Source organism: Micromonospora sp. RTGN7 (assembly GCF_033804645.1).
In the GTDB taxonomy this organism is placed as follows: Bacteria; Actinomycetota; Actinomycetes; order Mycobacteriales; family Micromonosporaceae; genus Micromonospora.
On the sequence record NZ_JAPZLF010000005.1, the window covers coordinates 235,156 to 253,457 of the forward strand.

Annotated in this window: 17 protein-coding genes; 6 read left to right on the forward strand and 11 right to left on the reverse strand. The window is 70.0% G+C overall.

Annotated elements, in window-relative coordinates:
• The first annotated feature begins 156 nt into the window (after positions 1–156).
• From SNR22_RS09760 to SNR22_RS09775, 4 genes are all read left to right on the forward strand, one after another.
• Positions 157–552: a VOC family protein gene (locus SNR22_RS09760; RefSeq protein WP_320066184.1), complete on the forward strand. Its 396-nt coding sequence runs from the start codon at positions 157–159 to the stop codon at positions 550–552.
• On the forward strand, positions 549–1,895 hold the full coding sequence (locus SNR22_RS09765; RefSeq protein WP_320066185.1) for an MmgE/PrpD family protein: 1,347 nt from the start codon (positions 549–551) through the stop codon (positions 1,893–1,895). The genes SNR22_RS09760 and SNR22_RS09765 overlap by 4 nt, the downstream gene beginning before the upstream one ends.
• Positions 1,892–3,247 (forward strand): MmgE/PrpD family protein, encoded by a 1,356-nt coding sequence (locus SNR22_RS09770; protein WP_320066186.1) that lies wholly within the window; start codon positions 1,892–1,894, stop codon positions 3,245–3,247. Before SNR22_RS09765 ends, SNR22_RS09770 begins: the two co-directional genes overlap by 4 nt.
• Before the next feature lie 101 nt (positions 3,248–3,348).
• Positions 3,349–4,071 carry a GntR family transcriptional regulator gene (locus SNR22_RS09775; protein ID WP_320066187.1) on the forward strand — a complete coding sequence of 241 codons (723 nt, stop codon included), beginning with the start codon at positions 3,349–3,351 and terminating at the stop codon, positions 4,069–4,071.
• A gap of 107 nt (positions 4,072–4,178) precedes the next feature.
• Here the strand turns inward: SNR22_RS09775 and SNR22_RS09780 are convergent, their stop codons facing one another.
• The 7 genes from SNR22_RS09780 to SNR22_RS09810 are packed head-to-tail and all read right to left on the reverse strand — an operon-like array spanning position 4,179 to position 10,402.
• Complete coding sequence (locus SNR22_RS09780; RefSeq protein ID WP_320066188.1) at positions 4,179–5,078, reverse strand: SDR family oxidoreductase; 900 nt, start codon at positions 5,076–5,078, stop codon at positions 4,179–4,181.
• Positions 5,075–6,001 carry an NAD(P)-dependent oxidoreductase gene (locus tag SNR22_RS09785; protein ID WP_320066189.1) on the reverse strand — a complete coding sequence of 309 codons (927 nt, stop codon included), beginning with the start codon at positions 5,999–6,001 and terminating at the stop codon, positions 5,075–5,077. The genes SNR22_RS09780 and SNR22_RS09785 overlap by 4 nt, the downstream gene beginning before the upstream one ends.
• Positions 5,998–6,852, reverse strand: coding sequence for an alpha/beta fold hydrolase (locus SNR22_RS09790; RefSeq protein WP_320066190.1), 855 nt, complete (start codon positions 6,850–6,852; stop codon positions 5,998–6,000). The genes SNR22_RS09785 and SNR22_RS09790 overlap by 4 nt, the downstream gene beginning before the upstream one ends.
• A gap of 55 nt (positions 6,853–6,907) precedes the next feature.
• Entirely contained in the window at positions 6,908–7,732 is an 825-nt protein-coding gene (locus SNR22_RS09795; protein WP_320066191.1) for an ABC transporter permease, read from the reverse strand.
• Positions 7,729–8,628 (reverse strand): ABC transporter permease, encoded by a 900-nt coding sequence (locus tag SNR22_RS09800; RefSeq protein WP_320066192.1) that lies wholly within the window; start codon positions 8,626–8,628, stop codon positions 7,729–7,731. The genes SNR22_RS09795 and SNR22_RS09800 overlap by 4 nt, the downstream gene beginning before the upstream one ends.
• Positions 8,625–9,458, reverse strand: a complete 834-nt coding sequence (locus SNR22_RS09805) for an ABC transporter ATP-binding protein (protein ID WP_320066193.1) — start codon at positions 9,456–9,458, stop codon at positions 8,625–8,627. Before SNR22_RS09805 ends, SNR22_RS09800 begins: the two co-directional genes overlap by 4 nt.
• Complete coding sequence (locus SNR22_RS09810; protein WP_320066194.1) at positions 9,455–10,402, reverse strand: LLM class flavin-dependent oxidoreductase; 948 nt, start codon at positions 10,400–10,402, stop codon at positions 9,455–9,457. Before SNR22_RS09810 ends, SNR22_RS09805 begins: the two co-directional genes overlap by 4 nt.
• Positions 10,403–10,529: 127 nt before the next feature.
• On the opposite strand from SNR22_RS09810, the gene SNR22_RS09815 reads away from it, so the two are divergent.
• A complete protein-coding gene (locus SNR22_RS09815) occupies positions 10,530–10,703 on the forward strand; it encodes a hypothetical protein (protein WP_320066195.1) in 174 nt (57 codons plus the stop codon).
• Here SNR22_RS09815 and SNR22_RS09820 read toward each other — a convergent pair.
• On the reverse strand, positions 10,690–11,667 hold the full coding sequence (locus tag SNR22_RS09820) for an ABC transporter substrate-binding protein (protein ID WP_320066196.1): 978 nt from the start codon (positions 11,665–11,667) through the stop codon (positions 10,690–10,692). The two genes, SNR22_RS09815 and SNR22_RS09820, sit on opposite strands and share 14 nt — an antisense overlap.
• 551 nt (positions 11,668–12,218) lie before the next feature.
• Positions 12,219–13,982 (reverse strand): vWA domain-containing protein, encoded by a 1,764-nt coding sequence (locus SNR22_RS09825; protein ID WP_320066197.1) that lies wholly within the window; start codon positions 13,980–13,982, stop codon positions 12,219–12,221.
• Between the two features lie 251 nt (positions 13,983–14,233).
• Here SNR22_RS09825 and SNR22_RS09830 point away from each other — a divergent pair, with 251 nt between their 5' ends.
• Positions 14,234–14,854, forward strand: a complete 621-nt coding sequence (locus SNR22_RS09830) for a GNAT family N-acetyltransferase (RefSeq protein WP_320066198.1) — start codon at positions 14,234–14,236, stop codon at positions 14,852–14,854.
• A gap of 132 nt (positions 14,855–14,986) precedes the next feature.
• On the opposite strand, the gene SNR22_RS09835 is transcribed toward SNR22_RS09830, so the two are convergent.
• Positions 14,987–16,534: a polysaccharide lyase family 1 protein gene (locus tag SNR22_RS09835; RefSeq protein WP_320066199.1), complete on the reverse strand. Its 1,548-nt coding sequence runs from the start codon at positions 16,532–16,534 to the stop codon at positions 14,987–14,989.
• Between the two features lie 455 nt (positions 16,535–16,989).
• Entirely contained in the window at positions 16,990–18,273 is a 1,284-nt protein-coding gene (locus tag SNR22_RS09840) for a hypothetical protein (protein ID WP_320066200.1), read from the reverse strand.
• Positions 18,274–18,302 lie beyond the last annotated feature (29 nt).

Here is an 18,302-nt window from a genome sequence, read left to right on the forward strand (position 1 = left end):
TGTCCTGGTGTGTTGCTGGTTCTCCCCGCATGCGAAAGGTCTCTGAGTCAGGTGCTGACCTCGGTCGGCACGAGAATATCTCGGAGATGAAAAATATGATACACAGTATGCCAGCGCCGCTGAGCGTCCGGAGCTCAGCCGCGAGCAGGAGGAACGATGCAGCTACACCACCTCGGCTGGGCCGTACATTCGATCGAGGCGTCTCGGGAGCACTTCGAGACCCAACTCGGCCTGCCGTACGAAGGCGCCGAGGAGTTCCCGACCCTGACGGTCGCCTTCTTCCGGGCCGGCGCCACCCTGATCGAGCTGCTCGAGCCGAAGTCCGATGAGGACGATGTGGCCCAGTTCCTCCGAGACCGGGGCGAGGGTATCCATCACTGCGCGTACCTGGTCGACGACGTCGCCATCGCGCTGACCGATGCCGAGGCGCGCGGCATGCACCTGATGGACACGGTGCCCCGCCCCGGCTCGCGGGGGACGACGATCGGCTTCGTCGACCCCCGGCGAGCCGACCGGATCCTGGTGGAGTACGTCCGGGAGCCGACCGCGTGAGCACGACAGATCCGGCCGCCCACGAGCTGGCCCGAGGTCTGGTCGAGCTGTCCCGCACCGGCCTGACCGGCGAACTCCGCGCGCACGCGGCCCGCAGCCTGCTGAACGTCGTCGCCACCGCGATCGGCGCCAGCCGTGATCGGGCCGTCGAGATCGTCATCGCCACCGCGCTGGAGAACGGGGGTGAGCGTCGCTCTCCGGTGCCCGGCCGCGCGGAGCGCCTCGATCCGCTGAGCGCCGCGCTGGCGACCGGGCTCGCCGCCCACCTCGACGACTTCGACGACACCCACCTCGACACCGTCGTACACCCGGGCGCGGCCGTACTCGGCGCCGTGGTGGCGGTCCTGCCGGACCACGGGACCACCGGACCCCGACTCCTCGACGCGGTCGCCCTCGGGCTGGAGACCCAGCTTCGGCTTGCCCGGACGATGACACCGTGGCACTACGACGACGGCTGGCACATCACCGGAACCGTGGGCCCCCTGGGCGCCGCGGTCACCGCCGGCCTGCTCCTGGGGCTCTCCCCGGGGCAGCTCGGCAACGCGATCGCGATCGCATCCAGCATGACGCTGGGGCATCGGGAGGGGTTCGGCACGATGGTCAAGCCGTTCCACCCCGGCAAGGCCGCCGCCAACGGCGTACTGGCGGCTGCCCTGGCCCGGCGGGACTTCACCGGCTCCCCGACGGCGCTGGAAGGCCCACGCGGCTACTTCCGGGCGCTGTCGCCCAGGACCGATCTCGCCCGGCTGACCACCGAGCTGGGGACCCGGTGGGAGTTCCTGGACAACGCCATCAAGCCGTATCCGTGTGGGATCGTCGCGCATCCCGCGATCGAGGCCGCCGAGCGGCTGCACGCCCGGCTCGACGGCCGCGCACCGGTGGCCGTACGGGTCCGCTGCCACCCCCTGGTCGCCGAGCTGACCGGGAACCCGGCACCGGAGACCGGACTCGCCGCCCGGTTCAGCACCATGCACGGCGTCGCCGCGGCGTTGGCCGACGGTGTGGTGGGGCTGGCCCAGTACGAGGACGCCCGGGTGGTCGCCCCGGACGTGACCGCCCTCCGTGCCGCCACCACCCTGATCGTCGACGAGTCGATGGCCCGCGACGCGGCGACCGTCGAGGTCGTGGTCCCGGACGGGTCGGTACTCACCGAATCCGTCACGCATGCCCGGGGCAGCGTCGCGCGACCGATGACCGACACCGAACTCGACCTGAAGGTCACCGCCCTGGTCGACCGGACCCGACCCGGACACGGCCCCGAGGTCATCGCGGCGGTACGCGGCCTGGCCACGGCCACCTCCTGCGGCGACCTGTTGACGACGATCGTGGGAGAGCCAGCATGACGGGAAGAGCGCAACCGGGCCCGGTCCGGCTCACCGCCGAGCTTGCCGAGTTCGCCAGCGGCCTGACCTGGGACCAGATCCCGGAATCGGCCCGGCACGCCGCCCGGCGTACGTTCGTCAACGTCGTCGGACTGGCCGTGGACGCCTGCCGCCACGACGCCGTCGAGATCGCCGTCGCCACCCTGGGCGACCTGGGCCTGCGCGGGCGCCACCCGGTGCTCGGCCGCGCGGAGACGCTCACCGCCGCCGGGGCGGCGTTCGTGAACGGCATGGCGATGCACGTCGAGGACTTCGACGACACCCACCTGCGTACCGTGATCCATCCCGGCTCACCGGTGGTGCCGGCCGCTCTCGCCGCGGCCGAACTCACCAACGCCTCAGGGCGTGACCTCCTCACCGCCGTCACCGCCGGAGTCGAGGTGGCCTGTCGGGTCGGCAACGCGCTCGGTCCGGGACACTTCGACCGGGGCTGGCACCTGACCGGCACGATGGGGCATCTCGGTGCCGCTGTCGCGGCGGGCCGGCTGCTCGGACTCGACGCCACCCGGATGCGGCACGCGGTCTCGCTGGCGGCGACCCAGGCTGCCGGCACCACCGAGCAGTTGGGCACGATGAGCAAGTCCATGCATCCCGGCAAGGCCGCCGCTGACGGGGTGGAGGCCGCGCTGCTGGCCGCCGCCGGGTTCACCGGGCCCGACGCGCCGCTGGAGGGCCGGCGGGGCCTCGCGGCCCTGTCGGCGCCCGAACCCGACCTGGCCGAGGCCACCCGGGAGCTGGGCCGGGCCTGGGAGATCGAGGCGAACGCGTTCAAGCCCTACAGCTGCGGGATCGTCAGCCACCCGGTCATCGACGCCGCCATCGAGCTACGCGACGTCCTGTCCGGACCGGAGGTCATCGAGTCGGTCGACGTGGTGGTCCGCCCGGTGGTGTTGCAGGTGATGGGGGTCGAGGAACCGGAAGACGGACTGCGCAGCAAGTTCTCCGTCTACCACTGCTTCGCGGTGGGATTCCTCGACGGCGGCGCCGGACCGGCCCAGTACAGCGACGCCCGGGCGCGGGACGAGTCGGTGATCGCCCTACGCCGCAAGGTGCGGGCCAGCACCGACCCGACGATGCCCAAGGACGCCTGCGAGGTCACCGTACGCACGACCGGGGGCGCGACGCACCGGGTCTCGATCGCACACGCCACCGGCAGCGTCGACCGGCCGATGTCCGATGAGCGGCTACGGGCCAAGTTCGACCTGCTCGTCGGTCCCCGCCTGGGGGATCGCGCGGCGGCCCTGTGGCACGCGGCCTGGCGTATCGACGAACGCGACGAAATTGGTAACCTGTTCGGCCTCAGCCGTTGGTGAGAGAGGCGGCCCGACCGACACGCCGAGGTCGGGCCGCCTCTCGTATCCGAGGACCGATTCAGTATGCTGGGTCGGCCATATTTCATATTTGAGGACTCTGGATGAACCTACCCGTCAACGGCGCTCAGTCCCAGAACAAGCGGATGCAGCTCAGTGACGAGGCAGCCAGCTACGTCCGAGAATTGATCATGTCCGGACAGCTCCGGCCCGGACAGCACCTTCGTCAGGAACAGGTCGCCGCCGCGCTGGAGATCAGCGTCACCCCGGTCCGGGAAGGACTGCTCTCGCTGCGCGCCGAGGGCTTCCTCCAACTCCAGCCCCGGCGTGGTTTCGTGGTCGCTCCGCTGGCCCCGGCGGACATCCGCGACCTGTTCATCGCCCAGGCACTGATCGCGGGGGAGTTGGCCGCCCGCGCGGCCACGACCCTCACCGACGAACAGCTCGCCGAGCTGCAAGCCCTTCAGGGCCGCATCGACGAGGCGGCGAGCAACGGCGACACCGACGAGATGGAACGCCTGAACCACCTGTTCCACCGGATGATCAACACCAGTGGCGGCTCAGGAAAGCTGCTCTGGTTCCTCGGCTTCGTCACCAAGTACGTGCCCCGCCGCTTCTACTCCATGATCGGTGGCTGGCCGGACGCGTCCCTGCACGACCATTCCTCGATCGTACGAGCACTGGCCAGCCACGACCCGGAAGCAGCCAGACGAGCGGTCACCGAGCACCTCCGACACGCCGGGGAGCTGCTCGCCGAACACTTCGCGTCGAACGGCCTGGTCGCTGCCGAAGCGAGTAGCCCAGACGGCGCTGCCGCGAGGAGCTGACCCACCGAACCGGTTCGGCCCGGCCACACTCACCGGGGCCGAACCGGTCACCGGAGCGGGAAGAAGACGATCGGGTGGCGGACGTACCGCTACCCGATCGTCTTCGTTCATCCCTTCAGGGGCGACCCGTCGACAGCCCCGGCGGCCGGCCCGGCATCAGCGGCCACACCGGTCAGGTGTCCCGAGGTGACACCCAGTCCCGCCGTTGCTCCGGCATCCACCGGAAGCACCACCCCGGTGATCCACCGGGAGCGATCACCGGCCAGGAAGGCGATCGCCTCGCCGACGTCCCACCCGGTGCCCTCGGTACGCAGCAGGGAACGGTGACGACGCCGCTCGCGATCCTGCTCGGAGACCCCGGTACTGGACACCATCGGAGTCCACACCAGCCCCGGAGCGACGGCGTTGACCCGGATCCCCTCCGGACCGTGCTGCGCCGCCATCGCCCGGGTCAGCTGCACCACCGCGCCCTTGGTGGTCGGGTAGGCGATCGACGGGTGCCCGCCGACCAACCCGGCCACCGAAGCCGTGTTGACGATCGACCCGCCGCCGCCCGACCGCATCACCGGAACGCAATGCCGCGACATCAGCACCATCGAGCTGAGATTGACCCGCAGGCACCGGTCCCAGTCGTCCAGGTCGACGTCGACCACGTCACCGGGCGGCCCCACCACCCCGACGTTGTTCACCAGGATGTCGATCCGGCCCCAGAGTTCCAGAATGGTCCGGGTCAGGGCCGCACACGATGGGGAGCTGGTCACGTCGGCCTCGACGACGACCGCCTCGCCACCCTCCGCCTCGATCAGGCCGACCGTGGCCTCGGCCCACTCCCGGACGCTGTCCACCACGACCACCCGGGCTCCCCGCCGGGCCAGCAGGATCGCGGTGGCCCGACCGATGCCGACGCCGTCGCCCCGCGAACCACCACCGGTGACGATCGCGACCTTCCCCGCGAGCCCGGTCGGCTCGATCCCCGATGTCGAGTCCCCTCGACCCCGGGGCGTCATCGGCCGGCCCGGGCGGCGATTCCCTCGATCGTGGCGGCGAAACCGTCGCGGATCGACGTCAGCCGGAGGGAGTCGCCCAGCAGGGCGGTCAGCGGGGAGGCGTCGATCCGGTACGGGAAACCGAGCACCCCCGGCTCGACCGTCAGTTCGGCCGAGGGCACCAGCGTACGTACCGTCTCGACCGCGTCGGCCATGGTCAGTACCGTCCCGGGCAGGTTGTAGACGGCGTTGTCGGCGCTGTCCAGGCGGGACGTCAGCGTGAACGCCGCCGCCACGTCCCGGACGTACTGCCAGCAGTAGATATCGTCGCCGTAGGGGACCACCCCGGGCTGCCCGAGCGCCGGCCGCTGGAACAACTGCTCGGTGAACAGGCCCTCGCCGCGTACCTTCCCGGCGCCGTAGACCAACCCGAGCCGCAGCCCCACACAGTTCACCCCGTACCGCTGCCGGTACGCGCGGCTGATGTGCTCGCAGTACGACTTCGTCGCCCCGTACGCGTTGTCGGGTGAGTGCGGGGTGTGCTCGGTGAGCAGCTCACCCTCGGCCAACGCCGCGGCGCTGTGCCCGAACACCGCCATCGAGGTGGCCCAGGTGACATTGGCCAGTCGAAGGATCCGCGCCGCCTCGAAGATGTTCTGGGTACCGGCGCAGTTGACCTCCAGCGCCCGGTACGGATCCTCCGCCGAGGCCGGGGCCAGCAGGGAACCCAGGTGGATGACGCGGTCCACGCCGTGCTCGGCCAGGATGGCCAGCAGCGATCGAAGATCGGAGACATCACCCCGGACGTACTCGACCCCGGCCTGCCGCAGTTCCTCCCGGGGCGGGAGCGGGTCCAGGGCGAGGACCCGCTCGTCCTGCCCGGCGAGGATCGCCGTGGCGTGCTGACCGACGAAACCGGTGCCGCCGGTGACCAGTGTCGTCATCGCCCGTCGGTCTCCGCGAGCACGGTCTTCCCGCTGATCGTCCCGTCGAGGATGAAGTCCCGTACCAGCTTCGCACTCTCCTCCGGCCGTTCGACCAGGTGCAGGTGGCCGCAGCCCTCCAGCAGCTCCAGCCAGGCGTTCGGCAGCTGCCGGACCATCTCCCGGGTGCCGACCCCGGCCGGGCCGGAGTCCACCGGGGTCATGATGTCCTGGTCACCGCTGGTCACCAGCACCGGCGCCGTGATCTGCGGCAGGTAACCGGTGAGATCCGCCTCGCAGAGCAGGTCGCAGAAGTGCTTCCACAGCTCAGGGTCGTTCTTCTTGAACGCGGCGCCCATCGCCGCCACCTGGGCCGGTGCGCGGTCGGTGTCGTGGAACGCCCGGCTGAACGCCTGCGAGGCGATGAGGTTGGCGACCTCCTCGCCCATCCCGGTCGCGGTCGCCATCGCCTTCCACACCTTCTTGTTGAGGATCGCGAGGCTGTCGTAGCGGGCCATGCAGCAGCCGATGACCAGCCGCTTGATCCGGTCCGGGTACTTGGCCGCCATCACGATGGCGATCATGCCCCCGAACGAGGTGCCGTGCACGTCGACGGCGTCCAGGCCGAGGTGGTCGAGCAGCCCGATCGCGTCGTCGGCCCACCCCTCGATCGAGTACGGCGCCGGCGGCTTGTCACTGTCGCCGAACCCGCGCATGTCGTAGTCGATCACGGTGAAGTCCGGACGCAGCAACGGGGTCACCGGGGCGAAGTTGGCGTGGCCGAGGCCGAGGCCGTGCAGTTGCAACAGGTGTGGTCCCTGTCCCTCCACCTCGTACCACAGAGATGTGTCGTTGATCGTCGCGTACGCCATGTGGTGCTCCTTGATCACGGGTCGAACGGATGGGAAAGACGAAAGGTGCCGACGGCTACCGCGCCACGTCGGGGCTGGCCCCGAACCGGGTACCGAACCGGCGGAGCAGGGCGACGAAGAGGCGATCGGCGATCAGGCCGAGCGCGCCGAGGGTGATCAGGGCGGCGAAGACACCCCGGATGTTGGTCGTCGCCATGCCGTTGGTGACGATCACGCCGAGTCCGAACGGCGCGCCGAGCATCTCCGCGGTCACCACCGTCATGAACGCGTTGCCCAGCGCGATCCGGATTCCGGCGAGAATGTACGCCGCGCTGGCGGGAAACCGCACCAGCAGGAAGGTCTGCCACGGCCGGGCACCGAAGGTCGCCGCCATGCGCAGCTTGTTCTCCGGCACCGCCCGTACCCCCGCCGCCGTGTTCACCGCGACGACGAAGACCGTCGTGTAGAGGATCAGGGTCAGTTTCGCCGGCTCACCGGCACCGAGCCAGAGCAGGATGGGAGCGAACCAGGCCAGCGGCGGAATGAACCGGAAGAAGCTGATGAACGGCTCGAGCAACGCCTCCAGCACCCGACTCGAACCGCTCAGCAGGCCGAGCAGCGTACCGAGCAGGCTGCCCAGTACGAGGCCTGCGGCGACCCGTCCCAGGCTCGCTGACACCGCCTGCGCGAGACTGCCGTCGGCAAGCACCAGTCGGAACTGGGTGACCACGTCGGGAGGGCCGGGGAAGAGCATCGGCATCCCGTAGAAGCTGGCGGCCAGCCACCACAGCCCCACCACGGCGACGAAGCCGCCGACGATGCTGAGGGCCCGCCGCCACCGCGGGGCACCGCCCGGCCGACGGACGAGGGTGGGTCGGACCGTCCGGGTCGACACGCTCATCGCGCCACCTGCCCACAGTAGAATCGGCGGAAAATCCGGGCAGTGGCCAGGACGAACACCCGGTCGAAGGCCAGGCCGGCGGCACCGATCAGGAGGATTCCGGCGAACATCGTCGGGGTGTCGAAGAAGAGTCGGGCGTCGTAGATGAGGTAGCCGATGCCGTCGCTGCCCGCCACCATCTCGGCGCCGATCACGCTCATGAAGGAGTAACCGAGGGCGAGCCGCATCCCGGTCAGCACATAGGGCACCGCACTCGGGATGACCACCGAACGGTAGGTCCGCAACCGCCCGGCGCCGAAGACCCGAGCCATCCGGGTCTTGTTCCGGGCGGCCTGGGTCATCCCGGTCAGGGTGTTGAGGATGACCGGGAAGACGGTGGCGTAGATGACGATGAACCGCATCGACGCGTCCCCCACCCCGAACCAGATGGTGGCAGGCACGATCCAGGCCACCGGCGTGATGGAGCGCAGGAAGTGCACGACGGGTTCCAGCGCGTCGGCCGCCACCCGCGATGAGCCGAGCAGGCTCGCAATGGCGATGCCCAGCGTGCTGCCCAGTGCGAACCCGACCACCACCCGCCACAGGGTGATCAGCACCTCGCTGCGCGAGTCCGCGTCCTGGACCAGTTCCACCAGCGCACGGGCGCTTTCGACCGGGGTCGGGAAGACCAGCGCGTTGTTCTTCGCCAGCGCGGCGACGTGCCACACCACGATCGCCACCACGACCGCCAGCAGGTTCAGCCCGATCCGGCGCCGTGACCAGGAGGCGGCCGACCGTGGTCCGTGCCGTCGGGGCCGGGGGCCGGCCGGGCGGCCGGTCGTTGTCGTGGGATCGGCGACCCCGGTGGGGGCGGCACCGGGTTGCCCACCGAAGTCGGTGGTGGGGGCGGGGGTCATCGCGTACCCACCTCGCCGTCCAGACCGGGACGGCGGGCCTTCGCCGCGGTCACGGTCCGCTCCAGGTCCTGGTAGAGCACGCCGAACTCCGACCCGCCCCGCTCACGCGGACGCGGTAGCGGATTCTCGATGACGTCGTGCAGCCGCGCCTCCGGCCCGGACGTCATGATCCCGATCCGGTCGCCGAGGATCATCGCCTCGGAGATGTCGTGGGTGATGAACAGGACGGTGCGGTCGGTGGCGGCCCAGATCCGGGCGAGTTCGTCCTGCAACGTGGTCCGGGTCTGGGCATCCAGGGCACCGAACGGCTCGTCCATCAACAGGATCGGCGCGTCGGTGACCAGGGCCCGGGCGATCTGCACCCGCTGCTTCATCCCGCCGGAGAGCTCGTGCGGGTACTTCTTCGCCTGACCACCGAGTTCGACCATCTCCAGCGCGGCCTGCACCCGCTGCTGGCGTTCGGGGTTCTTGACCCCGAGCACGCGCAGGCCGAACTCGACGTTGCCGTAGACGTTGAGCCAACCGAGCAGTGAGTCGTCCCCCTGGAAGATCACCGCCCGGTCCGGCCCGGGGCCGGTGACGGGCCGGCCGGCAACGGTCATCCGCCCCTCGGTCGGGAACTCGAATCCCGCCACCTGATTGAGGACGGTGGTCTTTCCGCAACCGCTGGGGCCCAGCAGCACGAAGAACTCGCCTCGGGACAGCGACAGGGAGACGTCCGCAAGGATCCGCGGCGCACCGGGCGCGTATGCGAACGAGATGTCCTCGATCGTTACGTAGCCGTCCCCGTTCACCGCCGGGTGTCGCATCGTAGCGTCCGTTGTCGTCATGCCCTGCCTCCCTGAACGAGCCGTCCGATCAATGCGACGTGCGTCATCGGATCGGGAACCGTCGTGGTGAGGACGATCCCCTCGATACCGGCCTTCTCCGCTACGACCCGCAGCCGCTCGGCGACCTCACCAGGGGTCCCCACCAGCGCGAACCGGTCCAACAGGTACGCCTCTTCCCGGGGGTGGTCCGCGAGTGTCCGGGCGTTGACGCCGTCCGGACGCGCATGCTCGGCGAACACGTATCTCGAGAACAACTCCCGCAGGCCGGGTATCAGATCCGCCGGGACTCCACGCCCGGCGAGGTTGACCCCCAGCCCGTGCCGGGCCACCGCGATGACCGAAGCGCGGACGGCCTGCCGGGCGGCGGCGACCTCGCTGTCCCGCTCGACCAGGTGGGCCACCGCGATCATCCATCGGCGCGGGGGCCGCCCCGCCGCCTCAGCTGCGGTCGCGGCGAGCCTGCCCAGCCAGCCGGGTTCGAATCCGCCGCCGAGCAGGACACCGTCGGCGCTGCCCGGGGTTGCCGCCGCCGCCCGTGGTCCGCTGGCGGCCAGAAAGAGTTGAGGACCCGAGCCGGCCGCCGCCCGGATGGTGTCGAGCGCCTCGCCCACCTGTCCCGGGTCTGCCGGGCGCAACCCCACACTGTGCACGGCCGAGTCACCGGTGCCCATCGCGACGAACACCCGGCCGGGGAAGAGCCCGTTGAGCGCGGTCACATCGGCGGCGTGCACCGACGGGTGGCGGGTGACCGGATTCGTCACGCACGGCCCGACCCGGATGGTGCGGGTGTGCGCGAGGATGTGCTGCACCACGGGATACATCGCCCCGTAGAGGTGGGACGAGTCGGCGACACCGAACGTCCCGATGCCGACCTCCTCGGCGACCTGGGCGATCTCCAGCGAACGGGCGGGATCGGTCGGGAGGTGCGAAACGGCGATTTCCATCTATCTCACTGAGTCCGAAGGCCGGCCGACGAGTGCGTGCGGCACTCGATCGACATGGGTGGGGGCACTGATGACTTCTCGGTCCGGTGGAACAGGCCGGCCGCCGGCGTCCGCCGGTGGTGGGCCGATGCCGGCGGACCCGGGGCTCGAAGTCCGGCGGCTACTGTCCGGTGTGTTCGACCGGCCTTCCCGCACCGTCCGGATCAACTCGAAGGAATTGGTCGATCGGGTGTTCGGGACACCACCGGTGATCGCCGGCTCGGAATCGAGGATCCGAATGGCGATCGTCAAAGGGCGCTGACCCAATCGGTAATGACGTAGCTCTTCGCGTCGACCTTGTTCTTGATGTTGCCCATCTCCAGCTGGTAGTCAGCGACCTGCTGGATCTGGTCGACACTCGCCGGGTCGAAGGCCAGGCTGAAATCGATCTTCGACAGGATCTTCTTGGCCTCGGCGTCATCGGTGATGCCGGTCTTGGACTTGATGAAAGCGATGACCTCGCCCTGGTTGCTCTTCATGTAGGAGGACGTCTCCCGCAGCGCGCGCAGGACCTTGACACCGACCTCCTGATTTTCGAAGATCTTCGGTCCGGCCACTACGTAACCGATGAAGGGCAGCAGGTCGTCATCGCCCCCGGCCCAGCCGAGACGTGCGCCGGGCCGTGCGTTGATGGCTTTGGTCACGTTCGGTTCGAAATGGATGATCGCGTTCGCGTCGCCCTTGGCGAAGGCCGGTACGAGTTGGGCGTACTTCGCATCCATGACCTTGATCTTGGATTTATCCAACTTGTGGAAGGCCACGAAGCGGTCGAACCAGTAGCTGGCCGTCGAGTTGGACTGGAGAGCGATCGTCTTGCCGTACAGATCCTGGGGGGTGGCGATGCTGCTGTCGACGATGATGCCCCACCAGCCGTACGACGTCGCGTTGTGCCCGATGATCTTCACCTTGGCACCCTTCGCCGCGAGACTCGCGACCGGATAGCCGGCGACGGAGGTAAGGTCGGCCTGGCCGGTGACCACGGCCTCCGTTCCCTCCACCCCGGTCGGGAACTCCTGCAACTTGGCGTCGATTCCCTGCTTTGCGAGAAAGCCCTTCTGTACCGCGAAGTACAGGGGAATTCCAAAGAAGTCGGGTTGGGTGGCGACTGTCAGCGCCTGCTTCCCCGCTCCTTCTGTAGTTGGCGACGATGGGTCACTGCCGCAGGCCGACAGCGTGAGCGCTGTGATGACCAGGGCAGCGGCGAATCGCCCTTTTCGAACGAACACAAGACCTCCCAGGTAAGGGCGGAGCATGTACTTTATATTTCATGTGAGCGGGGCCGTCAAGAGATCATCTAGCCCGCGACCAGGCGAGATCCGCAGGCCGCCGCACCGAACCGGACATCCGGGGGCGTACCGTCGACACCGGGCGTGACCAGCGCACACTCAAGCGGTGGCGAAAACCGGACCGGCGACACGGGAGTGCCGGCCAGCCGGCCGGGACGGCCGCCAGATGGGCCACCGGCGGTCCCGACCGAGCCGAACTACCGGCGGCGAGCGGCGAACCGTTCGACGGGCACTGCCGTCCGGTCAGGCGCCTCCCCGAGCCGGTGCAGCCGGCGATCAGGGGAGCCCGGGACAGGTGAAGTGCGGGGCCCTCCGGTAGGGCGTCAACGCCCTCCTGGCCGCGTCGGTCGACCGCAGGCGGGACGGGCGTCAGCGGCTTCCCGGGCGGCGGGACGGCCGTCGCTCATGGCGTCGCGCCGGCCAGGTCGATCCTGGTCAGGGTCGGGTCGAGCTCCGCTCGGATCAGCCGATCAAGGCTGCCTGGCGAGGCCCTAGAAGCTGCTGACCAGCTTGACGAACGCGTCGTCGATCTTCGCCGGGTCACGGGCGTCGAACGCCTTGCCCGCGGACGCCTTGGCGATCCGGTCCAACGTCACGAAGTCGGACTGCTCGTCGAACGCGATACAGAAGATCTTGACCGGACGTTCCGGATCCAGCGCGACGTCCTGGAGCAGCCGCGCGAGATCGGTGTCCTTGTTGTATTCGTTCTTGCCGTCCGTCAACACGACCACCGCGTTGATCCGGGACTCGTCATAGTGGTCGAGCATGTAACGGCGTGCCGCCCTTACGGTGGCGTACAACGCGGTGTTGCCTCCGACATGAAGAATGCTGATCTTCCTGGCAAGGGCCTTCTGGTCGAACGCCGACAGTCGTACCTCCTCGCTATAGGGCGATTTCGGCCGCTGTTTCGTCTCGGACGAGAACGACCAGAGCGCGACCTGGTCCTCGGAGTTCAACAGGCCGAACCCCTTGGCGGCGGCCGTGGTCGCCACCTGGAATCTGCTCCGGTCACCGATCTTGGCGTTCATGGAACCGGACGTGTCGACGGCGACGAGGATGTTCGCCTTCTTGCGCAGCGTGCCCCAGCCGGTGAGGATCGCCTTGACCACGGCGGGATCCGGCGGGTCGAAGTAGGTGAGATCCGGGCCTGCCCCACGCCCGCCGACGGAGGCGACCAGCGGGCCGGAGGCGTTCCGCTCGTGGTCGCGGAACCCGAGCCGGCTGAAGCTGCGCTGTTGTGCCGGCTCCTGGAGGTACGCCAGAAAGTCGTCAGCGGCGGCACGCTGCTCAGGGCTCGCCGACGGAAGGACCACGTACGGGTGATCGAGGTTGAACGTGCCCTCCTTCGGATAGAGCGCGACCAGCGGGACTTTGGGCTTTTCGCCCCGGGTTGGGCTCAACTCCCCCTCGTTGTACTGGTAGACCAACTCCTCCTGCGTCACGATCGCGCTCACGTCGGTCGAGGCGGCCGTGCCGTTGCCGGACAGGTCCGCTTCGGCGAGGTTCTTCAGCAGGTCCACCACGTCGTCGCTGTAGTGGGACACATTCGCCTCGATGCGGCGGACGAACTGGGTCACCTTCGGATCCGCCAGGTCGCTCTCGGTGAGGTCGCTGGACCGGTTGATGGCCGCGTAGTACGTCGCGATGATGGCCGCCAACCCGGAGGTGGACAGGTTCGGGTTGACCTTGCCGAAGGTGAACCGCCCCCAGTCGGGGCGACCGTAGGTGGCCCAGCCGGTCCGTCCGGACAGGCCTAGGATCTCGCCCCAGCCGAGCGGCCCCTGCCGTTGGAGAAGCTCTCCCTTCGGACGCGGCATGGCGATGACCAGCGGGCTGTTCGCGATCGACGGGTATCGGCCGGAGGTCTGCGCCGGGCGACCGGCGGCCTCGTCCAGCAGCTTCAACTGCCCGGTCCACAGGGTCGACGTCGGCAACCACACCTGCGGCCGGGGTAGGGCGGGCTGCTTGGCGGCCCAGTCGCCGGCCAGCGCTTCCGTCGAGGCACCGGAGGTGAGGCCATGGACGGTCACGGTGGCGCAGCGGCCACCGAACCGCCGATCGCTGTCGTTGTAGCGCTCGGCCAACTCGCCGAGCAGCACGTCCTTCTCCACCGATGCGCTGACCTGCAACGGCGTGCACCCCACGTCCGCCGCCGGCCGGACGATCAGGTAGGCCGCCGCGATGACCGCGACTCCGGCCACGATGGCCGTGGTGTACGGCAACCACGGCCGAGCGTTCGGTCGACCTGTAATCATTGGTCCTCCAGTGTGTCGACTGACGGTGCCGACATCGAGCGCTTTCCAATGCCCGACCGGAATCCTCGCCGTGCTGTCTTACCCCGCCACGATCCCGCTGTCCAGCCGATCCTGATCGCCTCGCCGAGCGGGTGCGCCATCACCGTCGGCGACGCCGGTCCCGGGGGGCTGCGCCTCGACCCCGGGCGGCAAGCGGTGACCTGCGGATAATTGGATCGCGCCGGTCGGCACCGTTAGGTGATTCTCGTCGGATGAACCAACCAGTCCTGCGCACCGACCGTCTGCTGCTGGTGCCACTCGCGGACCGGCACCTCGAGGCGGAGGTCCAGCTCGACTCCGACCCTGAGGTGCTTCGCTACCTCTACGGCCGGGCGCGATCCAGGGACGAGGTGGTCGAGTCCCATGCGCGGAGGATGGCCCTGGCGGGCAAGGTGGACGGCCTGGGCTACTGGCTGGCGTTCGGGTCCGGCGGCGGCGCGCGCGGCTCGACGCCGCCCGCACATGAGGACGAGGGCGAGTTCGTCGGGCTGATGATGCTCCCGCCGGCGCACGGCCCCGACCAACCCGACGACCCGACCGTCGCGGAGCTCGGCTACCGCCTCGCCCGTCGGTACTGGCGCAGGGGCTTGGCCAGCGAGGCGTCCCGGACCCTGCTGCGGCACGCCTTCGACACCGTCGGGCAGAGCCGGGTGATCGCGCAGACCATGGCCGGGAACACCGGCTCCCGGGGCGTGCTGGAGGCCGTCGGCATGCGGTACGTGCGCACGTACTTCCCGACCTGGGACGACCCGCTGCCGGGCACGGAACTGGGCGAGGTCGAGTACGAGATGACCCGCGCGATGTGGGCGGCGTGTCGGGCCCGGCCATCCTGATACCCGGCATCCGGTGGCCCCCGGGTGATCAGTGGCGGGCGGAGGTGAGGTCACGGCGTCGATGCCGGGTCGGCCGCCGCCGCCCGGCGAGTCCGGGGGAGACCGGACCCGCCGGGCAGCGGGACGGCACTGCTAGCCGGCGTACGTCTCGAACTCGGCGACCCTCGGCGTGCCGGTCGAGCTGGTGATCTCGAAGGTGACCTTGCTCAGCGAGGTCGAGGGGAAGGTGATGGTGCCGGCCCCGCTGCCGGAGGCCAGGACGGCGCCGGTCCCGCCGTTGGTGACCCGCCAGGAGCCGATGTTGCCCACGGCGCCCGACGCCTCACGGATGATGAGCCTGGACACTGTGGTGGCGGAGTCCCACTTGATCGAGATGGAGCCGGTCGAACCGGCCGGCGACCAGTAGGTGCTCATGTCGCCGTCCCGCACGTTGCCGTAGCTCGTGCCGCTGGCCTTGCTCGACCCGTCGGAACCGGCACCGATGCTGAGGTTGGTCCCGCCGGGGTTCGTCGGCCCCGGCGTGGGGCTGGTCGGCCCAGGCGTGGGAGTGGTCGGGGTCGGCGTCGGCGTCTGCGGCGAGCAGTTGCCGTTCGACTCCTTCAGGCCCGTGTTGGCGCCGGCGGTCTGGCGGACGATGTCCGGCACGCAGCTGGCCCCGTCGAGGCTGTAGGAGTACGGGATGCTGACGGCGGTGTTGGACTGCGGGTTGGGGCCGGCGGGCTTGTTGTCGGTGCCGGGGCTGGACCAGGTCACGTTGTCGAAGATGTTGCCGCTGACCTGCCAGTAGCCGGCCTCGCTGGTGTAGAAGGTGCCCAGGACGTCCTTGGAGTTCTTGAAGTGGTTGTTCTCCACCTTGGCCTTGGCCCCGGCGCGGGAGTTGATGCCGGATTCGTGGAGGCTCAGGTAGGAGTTGTTGTAGATGTGGGCGATGCCGCCGCGCAGCAGGGGCGTTCGGGAGTCGATGTTCTCGTACAGGTTGTGGTGGAACGTGATGAAGCCGTTCGAGCGGTCGCTCTCACTGGAGCCGATGAGGCCGCCGCGGCCGGAATTGCGAAGGGTGCTGTAGGAGAGGGTCACGTACTGGACGTTGTCCTTCATGTCGAAGAGACCGTCGAACCCCTCCGACTCCCCGCCGGAGGCCTCCAGGTTGACGTGATCGACCCAGACGTTGCGGACGGTGCTCTCCATGCCGATGGCGTCGCCACCGTTGGATGTGGGCGAGCCCGACTTCTTGACGTTCCGGACGGTCACGTTCCGGATGATGATGTTGCTGGAGTCGCGGATGTGGATGCCCAACTGGTCGAAGACGGCTCCGGCGCCGACCCCGATGATCGTGACGTTGCTGATCTGCTTGAGCTCGATCACGTCTGCGGCGGTGTTGCAGCTTCCGCCCGACACCTTGCTGGTGTTGCCGTGATTGATGGTCCCCGTGACCTCGATGATGATCGGGGTGCTGCTGCTGGTCCGAGTGCACAGGGCAGTGTGGATCGCGGTCCCCGTGGTGGCCCGTACCGTCTGCCCGCCCGCACCGCCGGTGGTCCCACCGTTCTGGGTCGCGTACCCGGTGGCGCTGCCGGCTGCCGCCGACGCCTGGGGTGTCGGCAGTGCCACCCCGATCGCGACCCCGACGGCCGCCGTGGCCAGCGCCGCCTGGAGTCGCAGTGCGACTGGTCGTCTCATTGTCGCCTCGCCTCGCCTTCGCCTTCGAATGCTGGATGTCGCTGCTGCTGCGTACGTGTCGGTGGAAGCGGAACCCGACGAGGGGCCTCGCCGTCGCCGTGCAGTGATCCGAGATCGGCCAGGTGGCATCGACGGCAGACCAGCTCTCCAGCGGCGCTGGAGCAGCGTCGCCGCAGGTGCCGTGATGTCGGGGACGATCCGGGGGTGCCTGGAAAGCGCTTTCCAAGGTGAGGATAGGGAGACGTCTATGGATGTGGCAAGGTCTCTTCCGGATTGCGGCCCTATGGACTGCTGTGCCGGCCGGTGGTAGGAGCGCCAGCGGCGACTGGCCGCCCGGGCCACCGAGCGGCAGGAGGAGAAGGTGCCGGTCGCGGCGTGACGGCGGCGCACGCGGCGTGATCCACGGTCCGGGCGCCTGCGGTGAACCTGCCGGCGGGCCCTGCCGGTCGCGCCGGTCAGCCCTGGGGCGGGTCGGCGAGTTCGGCCTCGGGCAGGTCGTCGGGCTCGGCGACCCAGCCGGAGAAGACCGGCACCCCGTGCCACGGGCCGACGTCGTCGCCGCGCCGGTCGGTGGCGACGGCGACCACCGCGTACGGGTGGCCGAAGCGCAGCTCCGCGGTGCGCGCCACCCCCTCCGGCGGCAGGCTCACCGTCGCGAACGCCCCGGTCACGGCCGCGGCCTCGAACCCGTACCGGGTGTACCGGGCGACCACGGCCTGCCGCGCCTCGATCTCGGTGCCGCCGATCAGCGGGGCGAGGACCCGGGCGAGGGCGGGAAACCCGAGTCCCGGCCGGGCGAGTTCGTGCTCCCCGCGGGCCGACCAGCAGGGCAGCGTCGCCGCATGCCGCTCCTCACGGCGGTCGCGCGCGTACGTGCGGACCGCCTCCTCGCGCAGCGTCCACAGCGGCGTCGCGCCGAGTGGCAGGTCGAACAGGGAGCGCCGGCCGGTGGGCGTCTCCGCGTCCGCGTCGGCGGCGATCCGGTACGCGGCGGCCAGCACCCGCGCCGGGGCGACTCCGGGCGCGGCGGCCACCGAGACCACCGACAGCCCCGCACCCGCGTCCCCGGCGCCGTCCGGCCCGCCGGCGGTCTCCGTCGCAGGCCGGGCGTCCGCCACGTGCACGGCCACGTCCCCGGCCTCCGGCGTCGTGGCGATCCATGCCCGGTGTCCGTAGGCCGGGGTGCGCAGCACCCGGGTCAGTCGCCCCGTCCAGGGGCTGTCCGGGCCCAGCGCCGTCGCCGGGGCGACGTCGAACGGGACGGCCCAGGAGATCCGGGTGGCCAGGGCCGAGGCCAGTGCGAGCACGACCCGGGGCGACAGGGTCAGCGGGAAGCGCTCGATCAGCCCGGCGCTGTGTTCCCGGGCCCACGCGTCCAGGCCGGCCTGGACCGGCAGCGGGCCGGTCTCCGTCGCGCGGGGCAGGGCCGCCCGCCAGGCGGCCAGCGCGGGGCTGTCCGCGTCGGGTCGATGCCACCCGGCGGTGGCCGACGGCACCAGCGGGTGCGGGGCGTCGAGCAACGCGGCGGCGGCCCGCACCGCCACCGTCGGGTCGATGCCCAGGGCGTCAGCGAGATCACCGGTGCCCCGGTCGGGGCCGCCGTCGGGGTGGGGGGCCGACGCGCCGAGGGCCAGCAGCAGCCAGGCGCCCAGCGGGGACGCCACGTGGTGCCGGTCGCCGACCGAGGCGTGCAGCCGGGCGGCGTAGCGGGCCAGCGGGCCGGAAAGGTTCGTCGTCATGCCCCCCACTCTGCCCGCCCGGGCCGGTC

What these genes read in the sequence shown, in the direction of transcription:
- SNR22_RS09760 (WP_320066184.1), top strand. Translation starts at nt 157, where the DNA reads ATGCAGCTACACCACCTCGGCTGGGCCGTACATTCGATCGAGGCGTCT.
- SNR22_RS09770 (WP_320066186.1), top strand. Translation starts at nt 1,892, where the DNA reads ATGACGGGAAGAGCGCAACCGGGCCCGGTCCGGCTCACCGCCGAGCTT.
- SNR22_RS09775 (WP_320066187.1), top strand. Translation starts at nt 3,349, where the DNA reads ATGAACCTACCCGTCAACGGCGCTCAGTCCCAGAACAAGCGGATGCAG.
- SNR22_RS09780 (WP_320066188.1), bottom strand. Translation starts at nt 5,078, where the DNA reads ATGACGCCCCGGGGTCGAGGGGACTCGACATCGGGGATCGAGCCGACC.
- SNR22_RS09785 (WP_320066189.1), bottom strand. Translation starts at nt 6,001, where the DNA reads ATGACGACACTGGTCACCGGCGGCACCGGTTTCGTCGGTCAGCACGCC.
- SNR22_RS09790 (WP_320066190.1), bottom strand. Translation starts at nt 6,852, where the DNA reads ATGGCGTACGCGACGATCAACGACACATCTCTGTGGTACGAGGTGGAG.
- SNR22_RS09795 (WP_320066191.1), bottom strand. Translation starts at nt 7,732, where the DNA reads ATGAGCGTGTCGACCCGGACGGTCCGACCCACCCTCGTCCGTCGGCCG.
- SNR22_RS09800 (WP_320066192.1), bottom strand. Translation starts at nt 8,628, where the DNA reads ATGACCCCCGCCCCCACCACCGACTTCGGTGGGCAACCCGGTGCCGCC.
- SNR22_RS09805 (WP_320066193.1), bottom strand. Translation starts at nt 9,458, where the DNA reads ATGACGACAACGGACGCTACGATGCGACACCCGGCGGTGAACGGGGAC.
- SNR22_RS09810 (WP_320066194.1), bottom strand. Translation starts at nt 10,402, where the DNA reads ATGGAAATCGCCGTTTCGCACCTCCCGACCGATCCCGCCCGTTCGCTG.
- SNR22_RS09815 (WP_320066195.1), top strand. Translation starts at nt 10,530, where the DNA reads ATGCCGGCGGACCCGGGGCTCGAAGTCCGGCGGCTACTGTCCGGTGTG.
- SNR22_RS09825 (WP_320066197.1), bottom strand. Translation starts at nt 13,982, where the DNA reads ATGATTACAGGTCGACCGAACGCTCGGCCGTGGTTGCCGTACACCACG.
- SNR22_RS09830 (WP_320066198.1), top strand. Translation starts at nt 14,234, where the DNA reads ATGAACCAACCAGTCCTGCGCACCGACCGTCTGCTGCTGGTGCCACTC.
- SNR22_RS09835 (WP_320066199.1), bottom strand. Translation starts at nt 16,534, where the DNA reads ATGAGACGACCAGTCGCACTGCGACTCCAGGCGGCGCTGGCCACGGCG.
- SNR22_RS09840 (WP_320066200.1), bottom strand. Translation starts at nt 18,273, where the DNA reads ATGACGACGAACCTTTCCGGCCCGCTGGCCCGCTACGCCGCCCGGCTG.